The following is an 18104-nucleotide window of genomic DNA, read 5'->3' as shown; positions in this document are numbered from 1 at the left end:
CATGGACAGGGGCTGATATAGTCCTGCAGTGGATAACTTAAGCTTTAGGAGCACCCTTTCTGCATGACTGAGCATTACTTTAACGCGCTGGAACAGAAAATCGACCAGATGATACAGCGCTGCGACCAACTGGAACGGGACAACGCGAAGCTGCGCGAGCGTGAACAGTTGCTCAAAGAGGAGCGTGCTCAGTTGATACATACCAATGAACAAACGCAGAGCAAAATTAAAGCGATGATCATGCGCCTGAAAGCACTGGAGCAAGGTAAATGAGTGAAGCGGAATCACAGCCAGTCTCTATCAAACTGCTTGAAAAAGAGTTTAACTTTAACTGCCCTCCAGATGCTGAAGCGGAGCTGCTTGCCTCAGCTGATTTTCTCAATACAAAAATGCTGGAGATAAGAAAGTCTGGCAAAGTCCTTGGACTTGAACGCATTGCAATTATGGCCGCACTCAATCTGGCCCATGAATTATTGCAGTCCAAACAGGAGATCCATGTCGGCGTGGCTGACCGGCTTCAACATCTGGGTGACAAGATCGATCAGGCTTTAACCAAACAGGACAAAGCTGCAAGCCTCGATACCTCAGAATAAACCGGCGAATCAGCTTGAATTCTTTTCATACACCAATAAAACTGCATAATTAACAACCAGTTAATAATTTATTTAGCATATATTCATTAAATTTCAAGACCTGACACTACAACTTAAAAGCGTATAATGGAGCCATGCCCTGGGGTGTTCGATAGTTGGTTACGTCCCTCGAGCCGATAATCACACTTTTGGAGGTTGCTCGTAGTTTCTGGTGTGCATGTCCGATTTGACGGAAAGCCTAACGTTACTCAGTGACCCCCTCCTTGAACCTTCGGGTTCAGGGCCATATCCAGCACCGGCACCCTGGGGATCTCACCAACTAAGCTATGAATAAACGAACACACCTCCGTCAACAGATCCGCACCCTGCGCAGATCACTCACCCCTGAACAACAGCAGGATGCAGCTAGCGCTCTGTTACGCAATCTACGCTGCCGGCAGGACTTTCGCCGGGCCAAACATATTGCGATGTACCTGCCAAACGACGGTGAAATCGATCCAGTGCCATTGATCAAACTCTGCTGGCGTCTGGGTAAACAGGTGTATCTTCCCGTCCTGCATCCGGTACTTCACAATCGACTCTGGTTTGTTCCCTATACCCCACAAACACCGATGGTAAGAAATATCTACGGGATTAAAGAACCGAAACTGATCCCAGCCAAACGCAGAGCTGCCTGGTCACTGCAGCTGGTGCTACTTCCCCTTGTTGCATTTGACCCTCTGGGCAATCGCATGGGGATGGGGGGAGGTTATTATGATCGGACTTTCAGTTTTAAAAACCAGCCGCACGGGCTGCGGGGGCCCGACCTGATAGGCCTGGCGCATGAGATACAGAAAGTGGAAAAGTTACCGGTAGAGGGATGGGACATCCCTCTAAGTTCGATTGTGACTGACAGCCAAAGCTACCCTTAGGGAGCCTTAACTATTGAATACCTGCTGAAACAGCGAGGCAAACTGGAAATCAGAATGTGATACGCCGGTCATAACTGACCCTAGCACGAACACCACAACTAAGATTAAAACCAGATCTGGACCTTTTTTCATTACTTTGCCTATTGGGTATACCGCCACTTAAACAAACGCATGTTCGTTTAATATCCGGGGCGTAGTTTTCCATATTTCAGTTTTTTTGCAACTTATTTACAAAGCTTCTATATGAAAGTATCGACCACTTACGTACTTATTTTAATGAAAAAAGGCAAATAACACGAATTACTCCCTGTTTTACATAAAGTTTTGCAAAAAAGTGATACAGATCAAGCTCATTGGAATGGATACCATAGAAAGCAGCGTCTGCCCGGTGACAATGGCAGCCATCATCCCTGCATCACCACCTAACTGACGGGCCAGAATATAGGAGGATGTGGCTGTCGGGAGTGCAGCATAGAGCCAGAACACTTCGGCCGTTGTAAGGTCCAGTGATAACAGATTACAGATCACAAACGCTGATAAAGGCATCAATATCAGCTTGATGAACGATGACCATAGTATCGATTTACGGCTCTTCACCAAGACTTTAAAACTCAATCCTGCACCTACAGCTAGCAATCCAAGAGGCAGAGCCATCCGTCCAAGTAGATCCGCTACAGGCTCTAACATGAGAGGAAATCCCAGACCAGATTGATTCAGGCCTAATCCTAAGAGGCTACTGAGAATCAGCGGATTTTTAATAACGGCAAGAAAAACGGAACTCAGCTTGCCCGTTTTGTGCGTAAAGAGAGAAAACACCAATACACATAAGAGATTTAACAGCGGAATCATCAGCGCCATAATCACGGCACCGATCACCACACCCTGCTCACCAAATAAGGTTGCTGAAGCGGCCAGCCCGACATAGACATTAAAACGCACCGATCCCTGATAGAGCGATGTAAATCCTGCAGCATCGGTTCCGGCCAGAGGTCTGATCAGAAATGCCAGTGCACTCCCGGATAAAACGAGAAGTAAAACACCTAATCCGATTGTATCCAGCTCAACGGCTGACATATCGGTTGTTGCCAACCGGGAGACCAGCAGGACAGGAAACAGAATAAAATAAGTCGCCTTTTCAGCCTGAACCCAAAAATCATCACCGGGAAAGCGTGTACGGCGGGCAATGTAGCCCAAAATAATTAACGCAAATACTGGCCATAAGGCACTGATAATTTCGAACATAGTGTTATAGTATTTTTGTAGAGTAGTAAATGAAGGCTGCTGTATATCTTGGACCGGTGTTTTAGGACAAGGCTTTTTGTTCAAGCGCGCAGGCCGGTCGGGTCAGGTTGTCTGATCCCTTTGCCGAGGTTACAGCATCATCACTAAAGAAGCATATAGTGGAGTTAACTCATGATGACATCTCTTGTCCTAACCGTCATCGGTCCTGATAAACCAGGATTGGTAGAAATGCTTGCGCAGACAATAACTGAACATGGTGGCAACTGGCTGGAATCAGGCATGTCACGACTGGCAGGAAAATTTGCTGGGATAATGATTACCGAAGTTCCAGAATCTCAGACCAGTGCACTCATCGATGCCTTAAACGCACTGGAGTCTCAGGGACTTAAGGTTACGGCCGAACACACTGACACCCCGGAGATTTCAGGCAAAACCCAGAGCTTCACGCTAGAGCTTGTGGGTCACGATAAACCAGGCATCGTTCGTGATATCTCCAGCGCTCTGGCCAAGCGACATGTCAATGTTGAGCGCCTGTCAACTGAACTGGTATCCGGCTCGATGTCAGCTGAACTGTTATTCAAAGCTGAAGCAGAGTTACTCGCCAGCGCTGATCTGGATCTGGACGAACTGCAGGAATCACTGGAGGGGATCGCTAGTGACCTGATGGTTGACATCAGTCTGAACGCCTAACCTAAGCCCCACCCGTAAGCGCAGTTCACCCTTCCGGATAAAACTATCCGGGAGGGTATGGAGACACTTATGACGATAACGGACCTGTTTTCGCAACTCTCTGAAGCCTACCTTCTTATCGACCCTGACACACAAACACTGATCCTTTTGAATCCTGCAGCTTCAGTGATACTTAAAACCACAGGTGAGGATTTCACTAAAACAGAGTGCTGGAAGCATGAGATCATCAGGTCTGCCACCTCTGAGACACTCCCTGAGATCCAGGCGGTAGCCTTTCAGAACCAGCACTTAACCGCTCGTTATTCAGAAATAAATGACGCTAACCAACGATATATTGCGGTCAACATCACTCCCGCTATCCCCTCAGAGGAAGCGCTGCATAACTTCTTTAATATCGTTGACCATCTGGGTGCTTATGTTTACTGCAAAGATAATCAGTACCAGTACACCTACGCCAATCAGCAGGTCTGCGAGCTGTTTGAGAGGGAGCGAGAGGAGGTCATCGGTGGAACCGACAATGATTTCTTTGGCGAAGAGACCGGCTCGGAACTTCAGAAGATAGACAGCCCGGTTATCGAAGCTGGCCATACGGTGGAAACCGAAGAACTCAATTTTGTCCCTCAGTTTAATGAATACCGTCACTACCTCTCGGTCAAAAAACCGCTGATCAATGAGACCGGTGAGATAACTGGACTGTTTGGCATATCAACAGATATTACCGAACAGAAAAGAGTTCAACAGCAGCTCCATACGAGCGAGAAACAACTATCTACAATTCTGGATAACGTTGGCGCATACATTTTCATAAAGGATAAGGCACGCCGGTTTCAGTATATAAATCGCATGACAGAACAGCTGTTTCAACGCAAAAGCGATGAGATTGTAGGGATGGACAACTTTGATCTCCTTGGGCCTGAACAGGGCGAGGAGTTCGACCGCACTGACCGGCAGGTTTTCAATACAGGTAAGCGGGTCAACTGCATCGAAACATTTGCGACTCCGGAAAAAACATTCTATTACTGGACGGTCAAGATCCCGATGTTTAATGAAGAGGGAGAGATCGACAGCTACATCGGTATCTCAACCGACATCACGGAGCAGAAGAAGCTCGAACACCAAGTCCGAGAATCCAATGATCAACTTCAGGCTACCATTGAAGAGATCAATATTCTAAAAGATAAACTGCAACAGCAGGCCACACATGACCCTCTCACCGGACTGTTTAACCGCCGTTTTCTTGAAGAACATGTGGAACTAAGTTTTACCGATCCATCCAGAGGCCCAACCAGCCTCCTGATGGTAGACGTTGACCACTTCAAACGGGTGAATGATGAACTTGGACATAAGGCAGGAGATGAAGTTCTCCAGTTCCTCGCAACCCTGATGAGGGAGGAGTGCAGAAGCAATGATCTGGTCTGCCGCTATGGAGGAGAGGAGTTTATTATTCTGCTCCCCAACACCCCGCTCGAGACCGCTTTTCAGAAGGCCGAATGGATTCGAATACAGTATGAACTGAAGGTCGCGGCCGCATTTCCCAGAGCAAAAGGCAGCTCTATCTCTATAGGAGTTGCCACCTCCCCCGAACATGGCAACAGCTTTGAAACGGTCTATCAAGCTGCGGATAAAGCACTATATATGGCGAAAGAACAGGGGAGAAACCGCTCAATAGTGGCATAAAAAACGCGCCATCAGGCGCGTTTTCTAATAGTGACGCGTGTTATCCCCGCTGATCCAGTTTCACCTGACCGCGTTTGACCGCTGCACGGACCTGATCAGGAGCGGTGCCACCAATATGGTCACGCGCTGCGACAGAACCTTCCAACGTCAGCACTTCAAACACATCCTGCTCAATCGTATCAGAGAACTGAGCCAGCTCCTCCAGGCTCATTTCACCCAGATCCTTATTCTGTTCAATTCCATAAGCAACCGACTTCCCAACGACTTCGTGGGCATCACGGAATGGCATCCCTTTGCGAACCAGATAGTCCGCCAGATCAGTCGCAGTAGAGAAACCACGGAGTGCTGCTTCACGCATGCTCTCTTTGTTCGACTCAAGAGCAGGCACCATATCAGCAAACGCCCGCAAACAGCCTTTCACTGTATCGATCGCATCGAACAGCGGTTCTTTGTCTTCCTGATTATCTTTGTTATAAGCCAGAGGTTGCGACTTCATTAACGTGAGCAGGCTCATCAGATGACCATAAACCCGGCCGGATTTACCCCGCACCAACTCAGGAACATCCGGGTTTTTCTTCTGCGGCATAATTGAAGAGCCTGTGCAGAAGCGGTCTGGCAGATTGATGAAATTAAATTGAGCCGATGTCCACAGCACAAGCTCTTCGGACATACGGGTCAGGTGCATCAGCAGAATACTGGATGCTGCACAAAATTCGATCGCAAAATCACGATCTGATACGGCGTCCAGTGAATTCTCTGCAGGTGCGCTGAACTCAAGGAGTTCGCAGGTATAATCCCGCTGAATCGGATAGGTTGTCCCTGCCAAAGCAGCAGCACCTAGCGGCATCACGTTAGTACGCTCCCGGCAATCTTCAAAACGACCGAAATCGCGCGTCAGCATCTCAAACCAAGCCAGCAGGTGATGACCAAATGTGACCGGCTGCGCAGTTTGTAGGTGGGTAAAGCCAGGCATGATGGTATCCGCTTCACGCTCGGCCAACCCTAACAACCCCTGCTGCAGACGTGTGATTTCAGCCAAAACCAGGTCGATCTCATCACGCAGGTACAAACGGATATCAGTCGCCACCTGATCGTTTCTGGAACGACCGGTATGCAGTTTCTTCCCAGTGATACCTATTTTTTTGGTCAATGCCGCTTCGATGTTCATATGCACATCTTCCAGCTCAACAGACCATTCGAATTCACCACGTTCAATCTCAACCCGAATCTCACCCAGGCCACGAATAATGTCATCGCGCTCCTGTTCAGTCAGCACGCCCGCCTGTGTCAGCATTTTGGCATGAGCGATAGAACCGCGAATGTCCTGCAGGTACATACGCTGATCAAATTCCACGGATGCGGTGAAACGTGCCACGAACGCATCGGTTGGCTCATTAAAACGACCACCCCACTGCTGGTTGGTTTTATCACTCATGGGAAACCTCTAATTACTCGATGACTCACACAGCCTTTTGACTGCTACTGTAAAATTGCGCGATATTATACCACGCCCTTTGACCTGTAGTGTCTATATCGCCCTTCTCAATCTGCTACAATCGGCAACAATTATTCACTATGCCGTATTTGAGACGATTTTTATGAGCCGAACCATCCGAATTGCTACGCGTAAAAGCCCGTTGGCACTCTGGCAAGCAGAGTATGTAAAAGCTGAATTAGAGCGCCACCACGCAGGTCTTCAGGTCGAACTTCTGGGCATGACCTCCAAAGGCGATAAAATTCTGGATGCGCCACTCGCTAAAGTTGGAGGCAAAGGGCTCTTCGTCAAAGAACTTGAAGAAGCGATGCTGGCAGGTGAAGCTGATATTGCGGTTCACTCGATGAAAGATGTGCCCATGGAGTTCCCTGAAGGTCTGGGTTTAGCCGTCATCTGCCCACGAGAAAAACCGACCGATGCTTTTGTTTCCAATCACTACAACAGTATTGACGAGTTACCAGAGGGCTCCGTTGTAGGTACTTCCTCCCTGCGTAGAGAAGCTCAGATCCGTGAGAAACGTCCGGATCTTAAAATTAAGTGGCTGAGGGGTAACGTCAATACGCGTTTACGCAAACTCGACGACGGTGAATATGATGCGATCATCCTGGCCACAGCAGGCCTACTTCGCCTGAAAATGGATGAGCGGATCCGCTCAGAAATCCCTGTCGAATTCAGCCTCCCAGCAGGTGGGCAGGGCGCTGTAGGCATCGAGTGTCGCACAAGTGATGCGGAACTTATGGATCTATTGAAACCGCTCCACGATCAGGAAACTGCCTGGAGAGTGACCGCAGAGCGCGCCATGAACCGACGTCTGGAGGGCGGCTGCCAGGTACCTATCGCCTGTTACGCCACACTCAGCGATAGCAACAACGCACTCTTTTTACGCGGGCTTGTAGCCAGACCCGATGGCACAGTGATTCTTAGAGATGAAGAAACTGGCAGCCCTGCACAAGCGGAAGAGATCGGTATCAAACTGGCCGAACGGCTCCTGGATGCCGGAGCCAAAGAGATACTGGATGCTGTTTATAATCAGCAGTAGATCATGAGAACTTCGCGTAACAACCTGAGAGTGCTGGTCACCCGCCCAGCACATCAGGCCACCCATCTGATCCAGGATCTCAAAACGTCTGGTGCGGAAGCCATCCCCTTCCCCCTGCTGGAGATAAAGCCCGTCTCTGAGTCGGATTCCGGCTTTCATGCGTTAAAGCAGCAGATCATCGATCTGGATCTTTATCAGCATGTGATTTTCATCAGCCCGAATGCAGTCCGGATCGGCTGTGACTGGATCGACCAGTACTGGCCACAACTGCCACTTGGTGTCCAATGGCTGGCTATAGGAAAACAGAGCGCCGCTGAACTGAGCAACTATGGTATAGATGCCTATCACAGCCCACTGGGTTACGATTCAGAAGCACTGCTCAACTCCCCTGCATTAGCCCAGGTCGAATCGGAAAAGATCCTCATTATGCGCGGCGAAGGGGGCAGAGAAAAATTAGCAACAGAACTGCGTGCACGGGGTGCAGAGGTTAGCTATGCTGAACTGTATCGTCGCCACTGCCCTGAGTATAGTCAGCAGGATGTTGAGGGCACACTCTTTAGTAAGCCTTTGGATGCAATACTTATCAGCAGTGCAGCCGGACTGAATAACCTGATGAAACTTGTTATCGATCAAGGGAAAGAGTTAAGCACAGATTCACTATTAAACTGCCATCTTGTTGTGCCCAGCGAGCGAATCAGACAAGAGGCGTTGAAAGCAGGATTCAACCGAATAACCACATCAGCAGGCCCGGATGATCAATCGATGATCAAAGCCCTGCTGCAGTAACTGACTTTTGCGGAAATCGACAGATGAGCAACAAAAACAAACCATCACAGGAAGAGAACGTAGCTGAATCGCAACCGGCAGAGCAGGAAGCCGCAGATCAGGCTGCTGCAAGCACAGTGGAAGAAGAGACAAAAACAGAAGAGCCTATTGAGCCCGATGTCTCGGAAAAAACCATGGAAACTGATGTCAGTGATCCTGTAGACAAACCTGCAGAAGCAACTGTTAAAAAGCCGGCAACCTGGCCAGGTAAGTTAGCGCTTCCTATCTCTATTATTGCTTTAGGTGCGGCGGGTTACCTTTATTGGCTATCCCTCCAACAAACCACATCCGTCGCTCAAAACAACGCAGCGATTGAAGCACAAGTTAGCACCTCATTAGGCGAAGCCCGCGGTTCTCTTGATCAGGCGATTGCGAGCATGAACCAGAAGCTAGGCCAGCTTCAAGCACAAAGCCAATCCGATAAAAACAACATTGATGAGCTACAGCAACGCCTGACAAAAAGTATCCAGCAGGTCACCGCTAATCAGCAGACCTCTCGCAAAGACTGGCTCCTTGCTGAAGTCGAGTATCTGTTACGTCTGGCGAATCAGAGAGTGTTGATGGAAAATACTGCAGACGGTGCAGTTAAGCTTTTAAAGTCCGCCGATAAAATTTTGAAAGAGACAGATGATGTCTCTATCTACGAGGTGCGCAAAGCACTGGCCGCTGATATCGCCGCGCTCGAAGCTGTTCCGGAACTGGATACCGAAGGGGTCTTTCTGAAACTTGGCGCGCTAAACAACCAGGTCCCCAACCTCCGATTGATCCCGCTGTCGGAACAGCGAAAACTACCGGAACTTCTCGAAGAGGTCACACCGGATGTAGTCGCCGAATCCTGGAGCGCCGGTTTGGAGGCGTCATGGGGCAAGGCGATGGATAAGCTGGACCAGCTGGTCGTGATCCAACATCGCGATGAGCCTATCGAACCGCTGCTCTCTCCCGAGCAAACCTATTATCTGCAGCAGAATCTCCATCTGATGCTCGAACAGGCTCAACTGGCTCTACTACAGCGCAAACAAGCCTCATATGATGCCAGCCTGAATAAAGCTCAAAATTGGATCTCAACCTATTTTGAACAGAAAGATGGGACTACCCTCAGCCTGCTGAAGGGGATCGGTGAACTCAAAGAGGTCAGCGTAACTGCAGAGATGCCAGACATTTCAGGCTCTTTACGCTCCCTGAAGAGCTACCTGGCTCAGATGGCCAAGCTTAAGGAACAAGGAGCATCCTGATGAAAAAACTGTTCCTGTTACTTTTACTCATTCTGACCACCGGAGCACTGGTGGGTGAGATGATGGTTAAAGATCCGGGCTATGTACTACTGGCCTACAATCAAACCACCGTTGAAACAAGCCTCTGGGTACTGCTAGTCGCACTGGTTATCGGATTCATCCTGCTACACTGGAGTGTTAATCTACTGACCCGCACACAGCTTCCTACTGCACGACTGAAAGCCTGGAAAGAGAGCCGTCACCAGCTTATCAGCCGGCGCAAGACGCTCAAAGGCCTAGCCTCACTTTCCGAAGGCAACTGGGCTCAGGCACAGAAGCAACTCTCTCAGGCTGCAGAAAGGTCCGATCTTCCACTGATCAATTATCTGGCAGCTGCACGTGCCGCACATGAACAAAATAACGAACAAGCTACAGATGCTCTGCTACAAAAGGCCCGCAACTCAACTCCTGAAGCGGAGGTAACTGTTGCGATCTCTCAGGCAGAGATCCAGATGGCCCGTGGCCAATTGGAACCCTGCCTGGCAACACTGTTACGTTTACGCACTTTGGCTCCGAAAAACACCTATGTCATGAAGTTGCTCAAAGATATCTATCTGCGACTCAACGACTGGCATGCGCTATCCAAACTGCTTCCCCTGTTGGATAAACATCAGGCACTCAAAGGGGATGAGCTGAGCGAACTGAGTAGTCAGTGCTATCGACAGATCCTCGAGGAGAGTATCAACAACCTCCCTGTTGAAACCAGTGTCGATGATCGGCTTAAAGAGCTGGGCAAAACCTGGCAGGCGCTTCCCTCTGAACAAACACGAGACAGCAATCTGGTACAACGCTACACAGAGTTACTGGTCTCTCTGGGTGCTGAAAACCGTGCGGAACAGAACCTCAAGGATCTGATTAAACGTAACTGGGATGAGCAACTGGTCACACTCTATGGCCGAATCAACGGTGAAAATACCAAGAAACAGTTAGATACCGCACGCGGTTGGTTGAAAAAACATCCGGAAAGCCCTGCTCTGCTGCTTACTATGGGCCGACTCTCATTGCAAAATCAGCACTGGGGACAAGCGGTTAAATATTTTGAGCAGAGCCTGGAGCTGAATCCGAGCGCAGAAGCTCTGGCTGAATTGGCACGTTTACTCAGACATCTTGGTGATGATGAACGTGCCCAGCAACTTCTGCAACAGAACCTGAACCTGGTGTCCTCAGGCCTCCCTGAGTTACCGATGCCACAAAGCGAAAAAGAGATCGCGTAGATCCAGCAAGATCTGACCAGGGGTGATTCTTTCACCCCTTTTTTATCTCCTCGCCAGTATTTATGAACTTTCACTCCATAATCTGAGTCATTAGGTTTATAGCGCCCAGTCAATTAATGCTTATTAAAGTGGGTGTAGCGGTATAAGCACCACGCTTAAGGGCAAGGAGCTTTATCATGAAATTCAAATCAATGACTGCATTGGTCGCCTCTGCAGCGATATCCTGCGCAGTTTATGCTGAACCCATGCCATTTGGAGACCCCGAGTCACTGTCTTATGCAAAAGATCTATGGTCATTTATGGAGCGCAAGCGTCTGGTCGGCATCGATCCAATCATCACCCGTCCCTACAAAGGTATGGCTCCTCACGGTATGATCCTGGAGCTTCTGGAGCTACCGGTAACATTCAAAGGCTCAACCGGAAACCTGGTCGTGAAACGCAACTATGGCGGCGAAGGCCTTACTATTGATGATGTTATTAACAGTCCAGATCAATATCTAAAAGCCGTTACCATCATGTTCCAGAGAGACTCGGGATATGATGAGGAGAACAATAACTGGTACTACGTGAAATATGCCGCCAACGGCACAGTACTCAGTAATCCCAAAGGGGTGAAACTGGCGGGTAGAGTGGCTAAAGGGATGCCAACCGGTTGTATCTCATGCCATGCGGCAGCTGAGGGTGGCGATTATATATTCAACCATGACAGGTATAAATAAGAGCTACTCAGACTCAGAGGAGATACTCCCTCTGAGTCTGAATCCGTTACTTCTTAGGCCGGGGAGCATATGAGAAAACATCGGAATGCATCTTCTCTTCCTTGAAACCTCGCGTTTCACACGCATCTAACAGTGCATACACCATGGCAGGCGATCCGCTGGTGAAGATCTCAACATCATCAAAATCGCTAAAATCCTCAAGAATAGCATCAGGTAACAATCCAGTCCGTCCCTGCCAACCCGGGCTTTTCTCCGGTTCACTCACGACCGGTTCAAAGTGAATATTGGGGTGCTCATTCGCCCACTGCTCAGGCAATTTTTCCAGATACATATCAGCTTCCACTCTCGCCCCCCAGTAGATATGGATCTGATTACCGAACTGATTCGCCAGCAGGTGCTCAATCACACTCTTTATCTGAGCAAAACCTGTACTCGCTGCAGCCATAATTAAGCGGGTATCCGAATCAATCGTATGCGCTTGCAGATAGCATTCGCCCTTTGGCAGCTCGATCTCAACCGCCTCCTGTTTTTTCAAATGCTCAAGTATCGCTGTGGATAACTCACTCTCGGAGATATGCCGAATATGTAACTCAATATCACGCCCACTATCAGGGGGTGAGCCGATTGAAAAAGACGCCTTGGCACCATCCGGAAGATACATATCAAGATATTGCCCTGCATAGAACTCCGCAGACATCGAAGCGGTTGCAGGCATTTTCAAGCGAACACGATAAACATCATGATTGAGTTTTTCGATTGCTGTTACATCACAAAGCAGTTTTTTCACTAATAACTCTCCAGGGCACCTTAGCCCCTCTATACTTACCCGGATATCACTGTCAGGAATGGTGGTACAAGCTAAGACCGTTGCAGCAGGCTGGTTCTCATCGATCGCCAGAATCAGTTCCGGATACCTCTGAACCACTTCACCCTGAATAAGTTTGACCTCACAAATCTCGCAGACACCATTTCGGCAACCCACCCGAAGTCGATAGCCCTGCCTCTGCAGGCATCCGAGAATCGTTTCACCTGCAGCACAGTCGATAACACGCTGCAGGTTAACAATCTCAATACGATATCCCATTTCAATCAGTCCAAAATACCTAACTCATCCCAGATATCATCTACTTTTTTCTGAACATCCGGATCCATCACGATAGGCTCGCCCCACTCCCTGTCTGTCTCACCTTCCCACTTGTTAGTCGCATCCATACCCATCTTAGATCCAAGCCCCGAAACCGGGGAGGCAAAATCCAGATAGTCGATCGGGGTATTATCGATCATGACAGTATCCCGTTGTGGATCCATACGAGTCGTAATTGCCCAGATCACGTCATTCCAGTCACGCGCATTGACGTCGTCATCACAGACAATGACAAACTTGGTGTACATAAACTGCCGCAGAAAAGACCACACCCCTAACATGATCCGCTTCGCATGACCGGGGTACTGTTTCTTCATGGTCACAACAGCCATCCGGTATGAACACCCCTCAGGAGGGAGGTAGAAATCCACGATTTCCGGGAACTGCTTCTGCAGGATCGGTACAAACACCTCATTCAGAGCCACACCTAAGATTGCAGGCTCATCCGGCGGTCTACCTGTATATGTGCTGTGATAGATAGGGTTGCTGCGGTGAGTAATACGCTCCACTGTGAAAACAGGGAAACGATCAACCTCATTGTAGTAACCGGTATGATCCCCGAACGGGCCCTCATCGGCCATCTCGTCAGGATCAATATACCCTTCCAGAATAAACTCGGCACTGGCAGGCACTTGAAGATCACTGCCGATACATTGCGCGACTTCAGTTTTTCCACCACGAAGCAAACCAGCAAATGCATATTCTGAAAGTGTATCCGGTACGGGCGTGACCGCCCCCAGAATAGTGGCCGGATCAGCTCCCAGCGCCACGGCAACAGGAAACATTTCGCCCGGATGCTGCTCTTTCCACTCTCTGAAATCAAGCGCGCCACCACGATGTGCCAACCAGCGCATGATCAGTTTATTACGCCCAATCAGTTGCTGCCGGTAGATCCCCAGGTTTTGCCGCTCTTTATTGGGTCCGCGTGTAATAACCAGTGGCCAGGTTACCAAAGGCCCCGCATCACCAGGCCAGCAGGTCTGAATCGGTAGGGTGTTGAGATCTACCTGATCACCTTCAATGACATGCTTCTGACACGCCGGGGACTTCACAAGTTTCGGCCCCATATGGAGCACCTGTTTGAAGATCGGCAACTTATCCCAGGCGTCCTTCATCCCTTTCGGGGGCTCCGGCTCTTTTAATTGAGAGAGTAAGGTACCCACATCCCTTAACGCCTCAACACTCTCCTCACCCATACCCATCGCAACGCGTTCTGGCGTACCAAACAGGTTCGCCAGCACCGGATAGCTGTAACCCTTAGGATTTTCAAACAGTAGCGCAGGACCACCCGCTTTCAGAGTACGATCACTAATCTCTGTCATCTCCAGATTAGGATCGATCTCCTGTTTGATCCGCTTAAGCTCTCCACGTGCTTCAAGCATCTGTATAAAATCACGCAGATCTTTGTATTTTGGTGTCGCCATCTATCTACCATCCAGATACAAAAAAGGGCAAGCAGATGCTCACCCTTTCATACAAGAAACCCACTACTTCCGTTTCATTGAAAGGAAGAACTCATCGTTGGTTTTAAAATCCTTCAACTTATCAATAACAAACTCTGTCGCAGCGGTATCTTCCATTGGATCCAGAAGCTTACGCAGGATCCACATACGCTGAAGTTCCTCTTCGGAAGTCAGAAGATCTTCACGGCGAGTACCAGAGCGGCGAATATTGATCGCAGGGAATACACGCTTTTCAGCTACTTTACGATCCAGATGCACTTCAGAGTTACCCGTACCTTTGAACTCCTCAAAGATAACTTCGTCCATTTTGGAACCGGTATCGACCAGTGCAGTCGCAATAATTGTCAGGCTTCCACCCTCTTCAATATTACGTGCAGCACCGAAGAAACGTTTAGGGCGTTCCAACGCATGGGCATCAACACCACCAGTCAGTACCTTACCGGAGGATGGAATAACCGTGTTATAAGCCCTGGCCAGTCGAGTGATCGAATCCAGAAGAATCACAACATCCTTCTTATGTTCGGTCAGGCGCTTAGCCTTTTCGATAACCATCTCTGCAACCTGTACATGACGCGCTGGCGGTTCATCGAATGTGGACGCAACGACTTCTCCGCGAACGGTACGCTGCATCTCGGTGACCTCCTCAGGACGCTCATCGATTAGCAGAACAATCAGGTGTGTTTCCGGGTTATTACGCGTAATGCTGTTTGCAATGTTCTGCAGCATCAGGGTCTTACCCGCTTTTGGCGGAGACACAACCAGCGCACGCTGACCTTTACCCATTGGACAAACCAGATCGATAACACGGGCTGTCAGATCTTCTGTACTGCCATTACCGATCTCCATTCGCAGGCGATCCTGAGCGAATAGCGGAGTCAGGTTTTCGAAAAGAATTTTGTTTTTGGCGTTATCTGGCTTGTCGTAGTTAATCTCATTAACTTTTAACAGCGCAAAGTAACGCTCTCCATCCTTAGGCGGACGAATCTTACCGGCAATCGTATCACCGGTACGTAAGTTAAAACGACGGATCTGGCTGGGCGATACATAGATATCATCAGGTCCAGCCAGGTAGGAGGAGTCAGCAGAACGCAGGAAACCAAAGCCATCCTGCAGGATCTCCAGTACACCATTACCATAAATATCTTCACCACTTTTAGCATGGCGTTTCAGGATGGCAAAAATAACATCTTGTTTACGGGAACGGGCCAGATTATCCATTCCCATGCCTTTGGCAATCTCTAAGAGTTCAGGAACGCTTTTTGTTTTCAGTTCGGTAAGATTCATAGTTTGGAGGAAATAAGCACTAGGCTAATTTTTATATATTTGGATGGAATTCGGGAGAATAATGAACGTTGGCAAACAGCTCACGCGCTAACGGTAAAAAGAAGGACAAAGTATTAGCGGGAGGGCCAAACAGGAGACACTATAAAAGGAAGGCAACTCTCTGTCTATAGGCTAAAGGTAAGAAAGTGCAATGTTTTCATCGACACTGCACTAACTTATACACAATCTTACAGATTAGCTTCGATAAACGCTGCTAACTGGGATTTAGATAGTGCACCGACCTTAGTCGCTTCAACATTTCCGCCTTTGAAAAGCATCAAAGTAGGAATGCCACGAATACCAAATTTCGGTGGTGTTTCGCTGTTTTCATCGATGTTCAGTTTACAGATCTTCAACTGGTCACCGTACTCTTTTGCGATCTCTTCCAGAACAGGCGCGATCATTTTACAAGGACCGCACCATTCAGCCCAGTAATCAACCAGCACTGCACTTTCAGCTTTGAGAACATCTTCCTCAAAGGAAGCATCTGTAACATTTACAATGTTTTCACTCATGGGAACTCTTCTCCGCTGCGCCCATTATTTTCAAATAAGACCGCCGATCATAACATTCCCAACATCAGTTGTGTAACTTCTCTATGTTAAAAGAGCTCAGGAATTAAACGATTAATTCGCTATATACTTAAAACCGGATCAGGCACAGCTTTAGTCGAGGGTCGGGAAATATGGCTGAAAAGCACCTGCAGCTAGCGTATTCTTTTGGTAACCTAGCCTCGCCCTTCTAACTACAAGGCCACAGGATTATTTCAGAATGACAGAGCAGTCATCTGCCCCAGAGAACCAAGACGAACAACTACTCGCCGCGATCGATCTGGGCTCCAACAGCTTTCATATTGTCGTCGCTCAACTTGATCAGGGAGAACTTCGAACCATTGATGTTTTATCTGACAAGGTGCAGTTGGCTGCAGGCATTGATGCCAAACGTCATCTGACCGATGAAGCCAAACAGCGTGGTCTCGATTGCCTAAGCCGCTTTGCCCAGCGCGTTAAAGACCTGCCAAGAGATGCGGTTCGCGTTGTCGGAACCAATGCGCTACGGGAAGCGAAAAACAGCAGAGAGTTTATTGAAGAAGCGGAAAAAATTCTGGGCACTCCGTTAGAGATCATTGCCGGCCGTGAAGAAGCACGCCTGATCTATCTTGGGGTTGCCCATACCTTAGCAGATGATCAGGGGTCTCGACTGGTGATCGACATCGGCGGTGGTAGCACTGAGTTTATTATCGGTGAGCGGTTTGAGCCAAAAGTGATGGAAAGCCTGCATATGGGCTGCGTCAGTTTCAGCAAACGATTTTTCAGTGATGGGACACTCTCACATAAAAACTTTAAGCGCGCTCAAACGGCTGCTTTACAGGAACTCCAGTCACTCCGTTCACACTATCTGGAGTTGGGCTGGAGTAGTGCAGTGGGTGCTTCCGGCACGATAAAAGCGGTTAGAAATGCCTGCCACAGTTGTGGTTATAGCAGTGATCGCATCACCCTGAGCGCACTGCATAAATTACGTGATAAAGTGCTCAGTTTTGAACACAGTGATCAGATCGATATCGAGGGGATCAAACCCGAACGTAAGAAAGTACTGCCCGCAGGAATCGCTATTTTGTGCGCCATCTTTGAAGCGCTGGAAATAGATGAGATGAGTTTTTCTGAAGGTGCGTTACGTGAGGGTGTTCTGTATGACATGACCGGTCGCCTCCGTCATGAAGATGTACGTGATCGCACGATCAATGCCCTGATGCAGCGCCATCATGTCGATCAGGAACAAGCTGATCGTGTTGAGCAGACAGCCCTTCTGGCCTGGGCGCAGGTTAAAGAGAGCTGGCAGCTTTCAAGAAAACATTACGATATGTTGAGCTGGGCTGCCCGCACACATGAAATCGGCTTAACCATCGCTCATAGCCAGTTTCATAAACATAGCGCCTACCTATTAACACACTCAGATCTGCCAGGGTTTACCACCCATGAACAGCGTCAATTGGCGGCTCTGGTACGTGGCCACCGCCGCAAGTTCCCTAAAGATGAGTTTAAAGCCCTACCGAAACGTTTACAGGAGCCTTACCGCCGCCTCTGTGTCCTCTTACGGTTAGCGGTTGTTCTGCATCGAAGCCGATCTAAAGATCGTCTTCCTGCGATCAGCTTCGCTACTGAGAATAAAAAACTGCTGGTTGAATTTCCTGAGAACTGGCTTGCTCATCACCCTCTCACACTGGCAGATCTGGAGCAGGAAGCGGAATACCTAGGCCATGCCGACATCAAACTCCGTTTTCAATAATTGCCGGTCAGCCAGCAGCACATGCTGCTGGCGTCCTTAAACCCAATTAATTTTGCCTCAAGCCAAACCCTTACTAATCAAAGTGGTATTGTTCTGATATGATCAGACATCATCGCTAAGAATTTCTTGAAGGACCAAGCATCTTAGAGAAATAACAATGCATTGTCTGAGTCGTAAATATGCATCTGCCATGGCTAAGCTGCTTTTCAGTC

General features: G+C 48.7%; 17 protein-coding genes and 1 other RNA gene. 12 read left to right on the top strand and 6 right to left on the bottom strand.

All coding sequences use genetic code 11. The features are described 5' to 3' along the window. Positions 1–63 precede the first annotated feature (63 nt). From Q0882_RS12390 to Q0882_RS12375, 4 genes are all read left to right on the top strand, one after another. Entirely contained in the window at positions 64–273 is a 210-nt protein-coding gene (locus Q0882_RS12390) for a TIGR02449 family protein (protein ID WP_299182165.1), read from the top strand. Further along, positions 270–593: a cell division protein ZapA gene (locus Q0882_RS12385; protein ID WP_299182163.1), complete on the top strand. Its 324-nt coding sequence runs from the start codon at positions 270–272 to the stop codon at positions 591–593. The genes Q0882_RS12390 and Q0882_RS12385 overlap by 4 nt, the downstream gene beginning before the upstream one ends. 133 nt (positions 594–726) lie before the next feature. Then, positions 727–907, top strand: a non-coding RNA gene (ssrS, locus tag Q0882_RS12380) — 6S RNA. A gap of 12 nt (positions 908–919) precedes the next feature. After that, complete coding sequence (locus tag Q0882_RS12375) at positions 920–1504, top strand: 5-formyltetrahydrofolate cyclo-ligase (protein ID WP_299182160.1); 585 nt, start codon at positions 920–922, stop codon at positions 1502–1504. Between the two features lie 312 nt (positions 1505–1816). Here Q0882_RS12375 and Q0882_RS12370 read toward each other — a convergent pair whose 3' ends face one another. After that, positions 1817–2746 carry an AEC family transporter gene (locus tag Q0882_RS12370; protein ID WP_299182157.1) on the bottom strand — a complete coding sequence of 310 codons (930 nt, stop codon included), beginning with the start codon at positions 2744–2746 and terminating at the stop codon, positions 1817–1819. A 171-nt stretch (positions 2747–2917) separates the two neighbouring features. Here Q0882_RS12370 and Q0882_RS12365 point away from each other — a divergent pair, with 171 nt between their 5' ends. Further along, the gene (locus Q0882_RS12365; RefSeq protein ID WP_299182154.1) at positions 2918–3436 is read left to right on the top strand and encodes an ACT domain-containing protein; all 519 of its coding nucleotides are present in this window, start codon (positions 2918–2920) and stop codon (positions 3434–3436) included. 69 nt (positions 3437–3505) lie between these two features. Then, positions 3506–5113: a diguanylate cyclase gene (locus Q0882_RS12360; RefSeq protein WP_299182151.1), complete on the top strand. Its 1608-nt coding sequence runs from the start codon at positions 3506–3508 to the stop codon at positions 5111–5113. A 40-nt stretch (positions 5114–5153) separates the two neighbouring features. Here Q0882_RS12360 and argH read toward each other — a convergent pair whose 3' ends face one another. Then, positions 5154–6548 (bottom strand): argininosuccinate lyase, encoded by a 1395-nt coding sequence (gene argH, locus Q0882_RS12355; RefSeq protein WP_299182148.1) that lies wholly within the window; start codon positions 6546–6548, stop codon positions 5154–5156. 163 nt (positions 6549–6711) lie between these two features. On the opposite strand from argH, the gene hemC reads away from it, so the two are divergent. The 5 genes from hemC to Q0882_RS12330 all read left to right on the top strand — a co-directional run bounded on the left by hemC (position 6712) and on the right by Q0882_RS12330 (position 11676). Next, entirely contained in the window at positions 6712–7647 is a 936-nt protein-coding gene (hemC, locus tag Q0882_RS12350; RefSeq protein WP_299182145.1) for a hydroxymethylbilane synthase, read from the top strand. 3 nt (positions 7648–7650) lie between these two features. After that, positions 7651–8433, top strand: a complete 783-nt coding sequence (locus Q0882_RS12345; protein ID WP_299182143.1) for a uroporphyrinogen-III synthase — start codon at positions 7651–7653, stop codon at positions 8431–8433. 23 nt (positions 8434–8456) lie between these two features. Next, positions 8457–9704: a uroporphyrinogen-III C-methyltransferase gene (locus Q0882_RS12340; protein WP_299182140.1), complete on the top strand. Its 1248-nt coding sequence runs from the start codon at positions 8457–8459 to the stop codon at positions 9702–9704. Beyond that, entirely contained in the window at positions 9704–10957 is a 1254-nt protein-coding gene (locus tag Q0882_RS12335) for a heme biosynthesis HemY N-terminal domain-containing protein (protein WP_299182137.1), read from the top strand. The genes Q0882_RS12340 and Q0882_RS12335 overlap by 1 nt, the downstream gene beginning before the upstream one ends. A 176-nt stretch (positions 10958–11133) precedes the next feature. Beyond that, positions 11134–11676, top strand: coding sequence for a hypothetical protein (locus Q0882_RS12330; protein WP_299182135.1), 543 nt, complete (start codon positions 11134–11136; stop codon positions 11674–11676). Positions 11677–11722: 46 nt separating this feature from the next. Here Q0882_RS12330 and Q0882_RS12325 read toward each other — a convergent pair whose 3' ends face one another. From Q0882_RS12325 to trxA, 4 genes are all read right to left on the bottom strand, one after another. Next, complete coding sequence (locus Q0882_RS12325; protein WP_299182133.1) at positions 11723–12760, bottom strand: 2Fe-2S iron-sulfur cluster-binding protein; 1038 nt, start codon at positions 12758–12760, stop codon at positions 11723–11725. A gap of 5 nt (positions 12761–12765) precedes the next feature. Continuing rightward, positions 12766–14244 (bottom strand): 4-hydroxy-3-polyprenylbenzoate decarboxylase, encoded by a 1479-nt coding sequence (gene ubiD, locus Q0882_RS12320; protein WP_299182131.1) that lies wholly within the window; start codon positions 14242–14244, stop codon positions 12766–12768. Between the two features lie 63 nt (positions 14245–14307). Next, positions 14308–15567: a transcription termination factor Rho gene (gene rho / locus Q0882_RS12315; RefSeq protein WP_299182129.1), complete on the bottom strand. Its 1260-nt coding sequence runs from the start codon at positions 15565–15567 to the stop codon at positions 14308–14310. 227 nt (positions 15568–15794) lie between these two features. Next, positions 15795–16121 carry a thioredoxin TrxA gene (gene trxA / locus Q0882_RS12310; protein ID WP_292956973.1) on the bottom strand — a complete coding sequence of 109 codons (327 nt, stop codon included), beginning with the start codon at positions 16119–16121 and terminating at the stop codon, positions 15795–15797. Positions 16122–16377: 256 nt separating this feature from the next. Between trxA and ppx the strand changes: the two genes are divergently transcribed. Then, positions 16378–17892 (top strand): exopolyphosphatase, encoded by a 1515-nt coding sequence (ppx, locus tag Q0882_RS12305; protein WP_299182126.1) that lies wholly within the window; start codon positions 16378–16380, stop codon positions 17890–17892. Positions 17893–18104 lie beyond the last annotated feature (212 nt).

The organism is uncultured Neptuniibacter sp. (assembly GCF_947498015.1).
Classification (GTDB): domain Bacteria; phylum Pseudomonadota; class Gammaproteobacteria; order Pseudomonadales; family Balneatricaceae; genus Neptuniibacter.
Note: the sequence above shows the minus strand (reverse complement) of the source record. Positions and strands in the feature narration are given on the sequence as shown.

What these genes read in the sequence shown, in the direction of transcription:
- Q0882_RS12340 (WP_299182140.1), top strand. Translation starts at nt 8,457, where the DNA reads ATGAGCAACAAAAACAAACCATCACAGGAAGAGAACGTAGCTGAATCG.
- Q0882_RS12360 (WP_299182151.1), top strand. Translation starts at nt 3,506, where the DNA reads ATGACGATAACGGACCTGTTTTCGCAACTCTCTGAAGCCTACCTTCTT.
- rho (WP_299182129.1), bottom strand. Translation starts at nt 15,567, where the DNA reads ATGAATCTTACCGAACTGAAAACAAAAAGCGTTCCTGAACTCTTAGAG.
- Q0882_RS12345 (WP_299182143.1), top strand. Translation starts at nt 7,651, where the DNA reads ATGAGAACTTCGCGTAACAACCTGAGAGTGCTGGTCACCCGCCCAGCA.
- Q0882_RS12370 (WP_299182157.1), bottom strand. Translation starts at nt 2,746, where the DNA reads ATGTTCGAAATTATCAGTGCCTTATGGCCAGTATTTGCGTTAATTATT.
- hemC (WP_299182145.1), top strand. Translation starts at nt 6,712, where the DNA reads ATGAGCCGAACCATCCGAATTGCTACGCGTAAAAGCCCGTTGGCACTC.
- ppx (WP_299182126.1), top strand. Translation starts at nt 16,378, where the DNA reads ATGACAGAGCAGTCATCTGCCCCAGAGAACCAAGACGAACAACTACTC.
- Q0882_RS12385 (WP_299182163.1), top strand. Translation starts at nt 270, where the DNA reads ATGAGTGAAGCGGAATCACAGCCAGTCTCTATCAAACTGCTTGAAAAA.
- Q0882_RS12330 (WP_299182135.1), top strand. Translation starts at nt 11,134, where the DNA reads ATGAAATTCAAATCAATGACTGCATTGGTCGCCTCTGCAGCGATATCC.
- Q0882_RS12335 (WP_299182137.1), top strand. Translation starts at nt 9,704, where the DNA reads ATGAAAAAACTGTTCCTGTTACTTTTACTCATTCTGACCACCGGAGCA.
- Q0882_RS12390 (WP_299182165.1), top strand. Translation starts at nt 64, where the DNA reads ATGACTGAGCATTACTTTAACGCGCTGGAACAGAAAATCGACCAGATG.
- Q0882_RS12325 (WP_299182133.1), bottom strand. Translation starts at nt 12,760, where the DNA reads ATGGGATATCGTATTGAGATTGTTAACCTGCAGCGTGTTATCGACTGT.
- argH (WP_299182148.1), bottom strand. Translation starts at nt 6,548, where the DNA reads ATGAGTGATAAAACCAACCAGCAGTGGGGTGGTCGTTTTAATGAGCCA.
- Q0882_RS12375 (WP_299182160.1), top strand. Translation starts at nt 920, where the DNA reads ATGAATAAACGAACACACCTCCGTCAACAGATCCGCACCCTGCGCAGA.
- ubiD (WP_299182131.1), bottom strand. Translation starts at nt 14,244, where the DNA reads ATGGCGACACCAAAATACAAAGATCTGCGTGATTTTATACAGATGCTT.
- trxA (WP_292956973.1), bottom strand. Translation starts at nt 16,121, where the DNA reads ATGAGTGAAAACATTGTAAATGTTACAGATGCTTCCTTTGAGGAAGAT.
- Q0882_RS12365 (WP_299182154.1), top strand. Translation starts at nt 2,918, where the DNA reads ATGATGACATCTCTTGTCCTAACCGTCATCGGTCCTGATAAACCAGGA.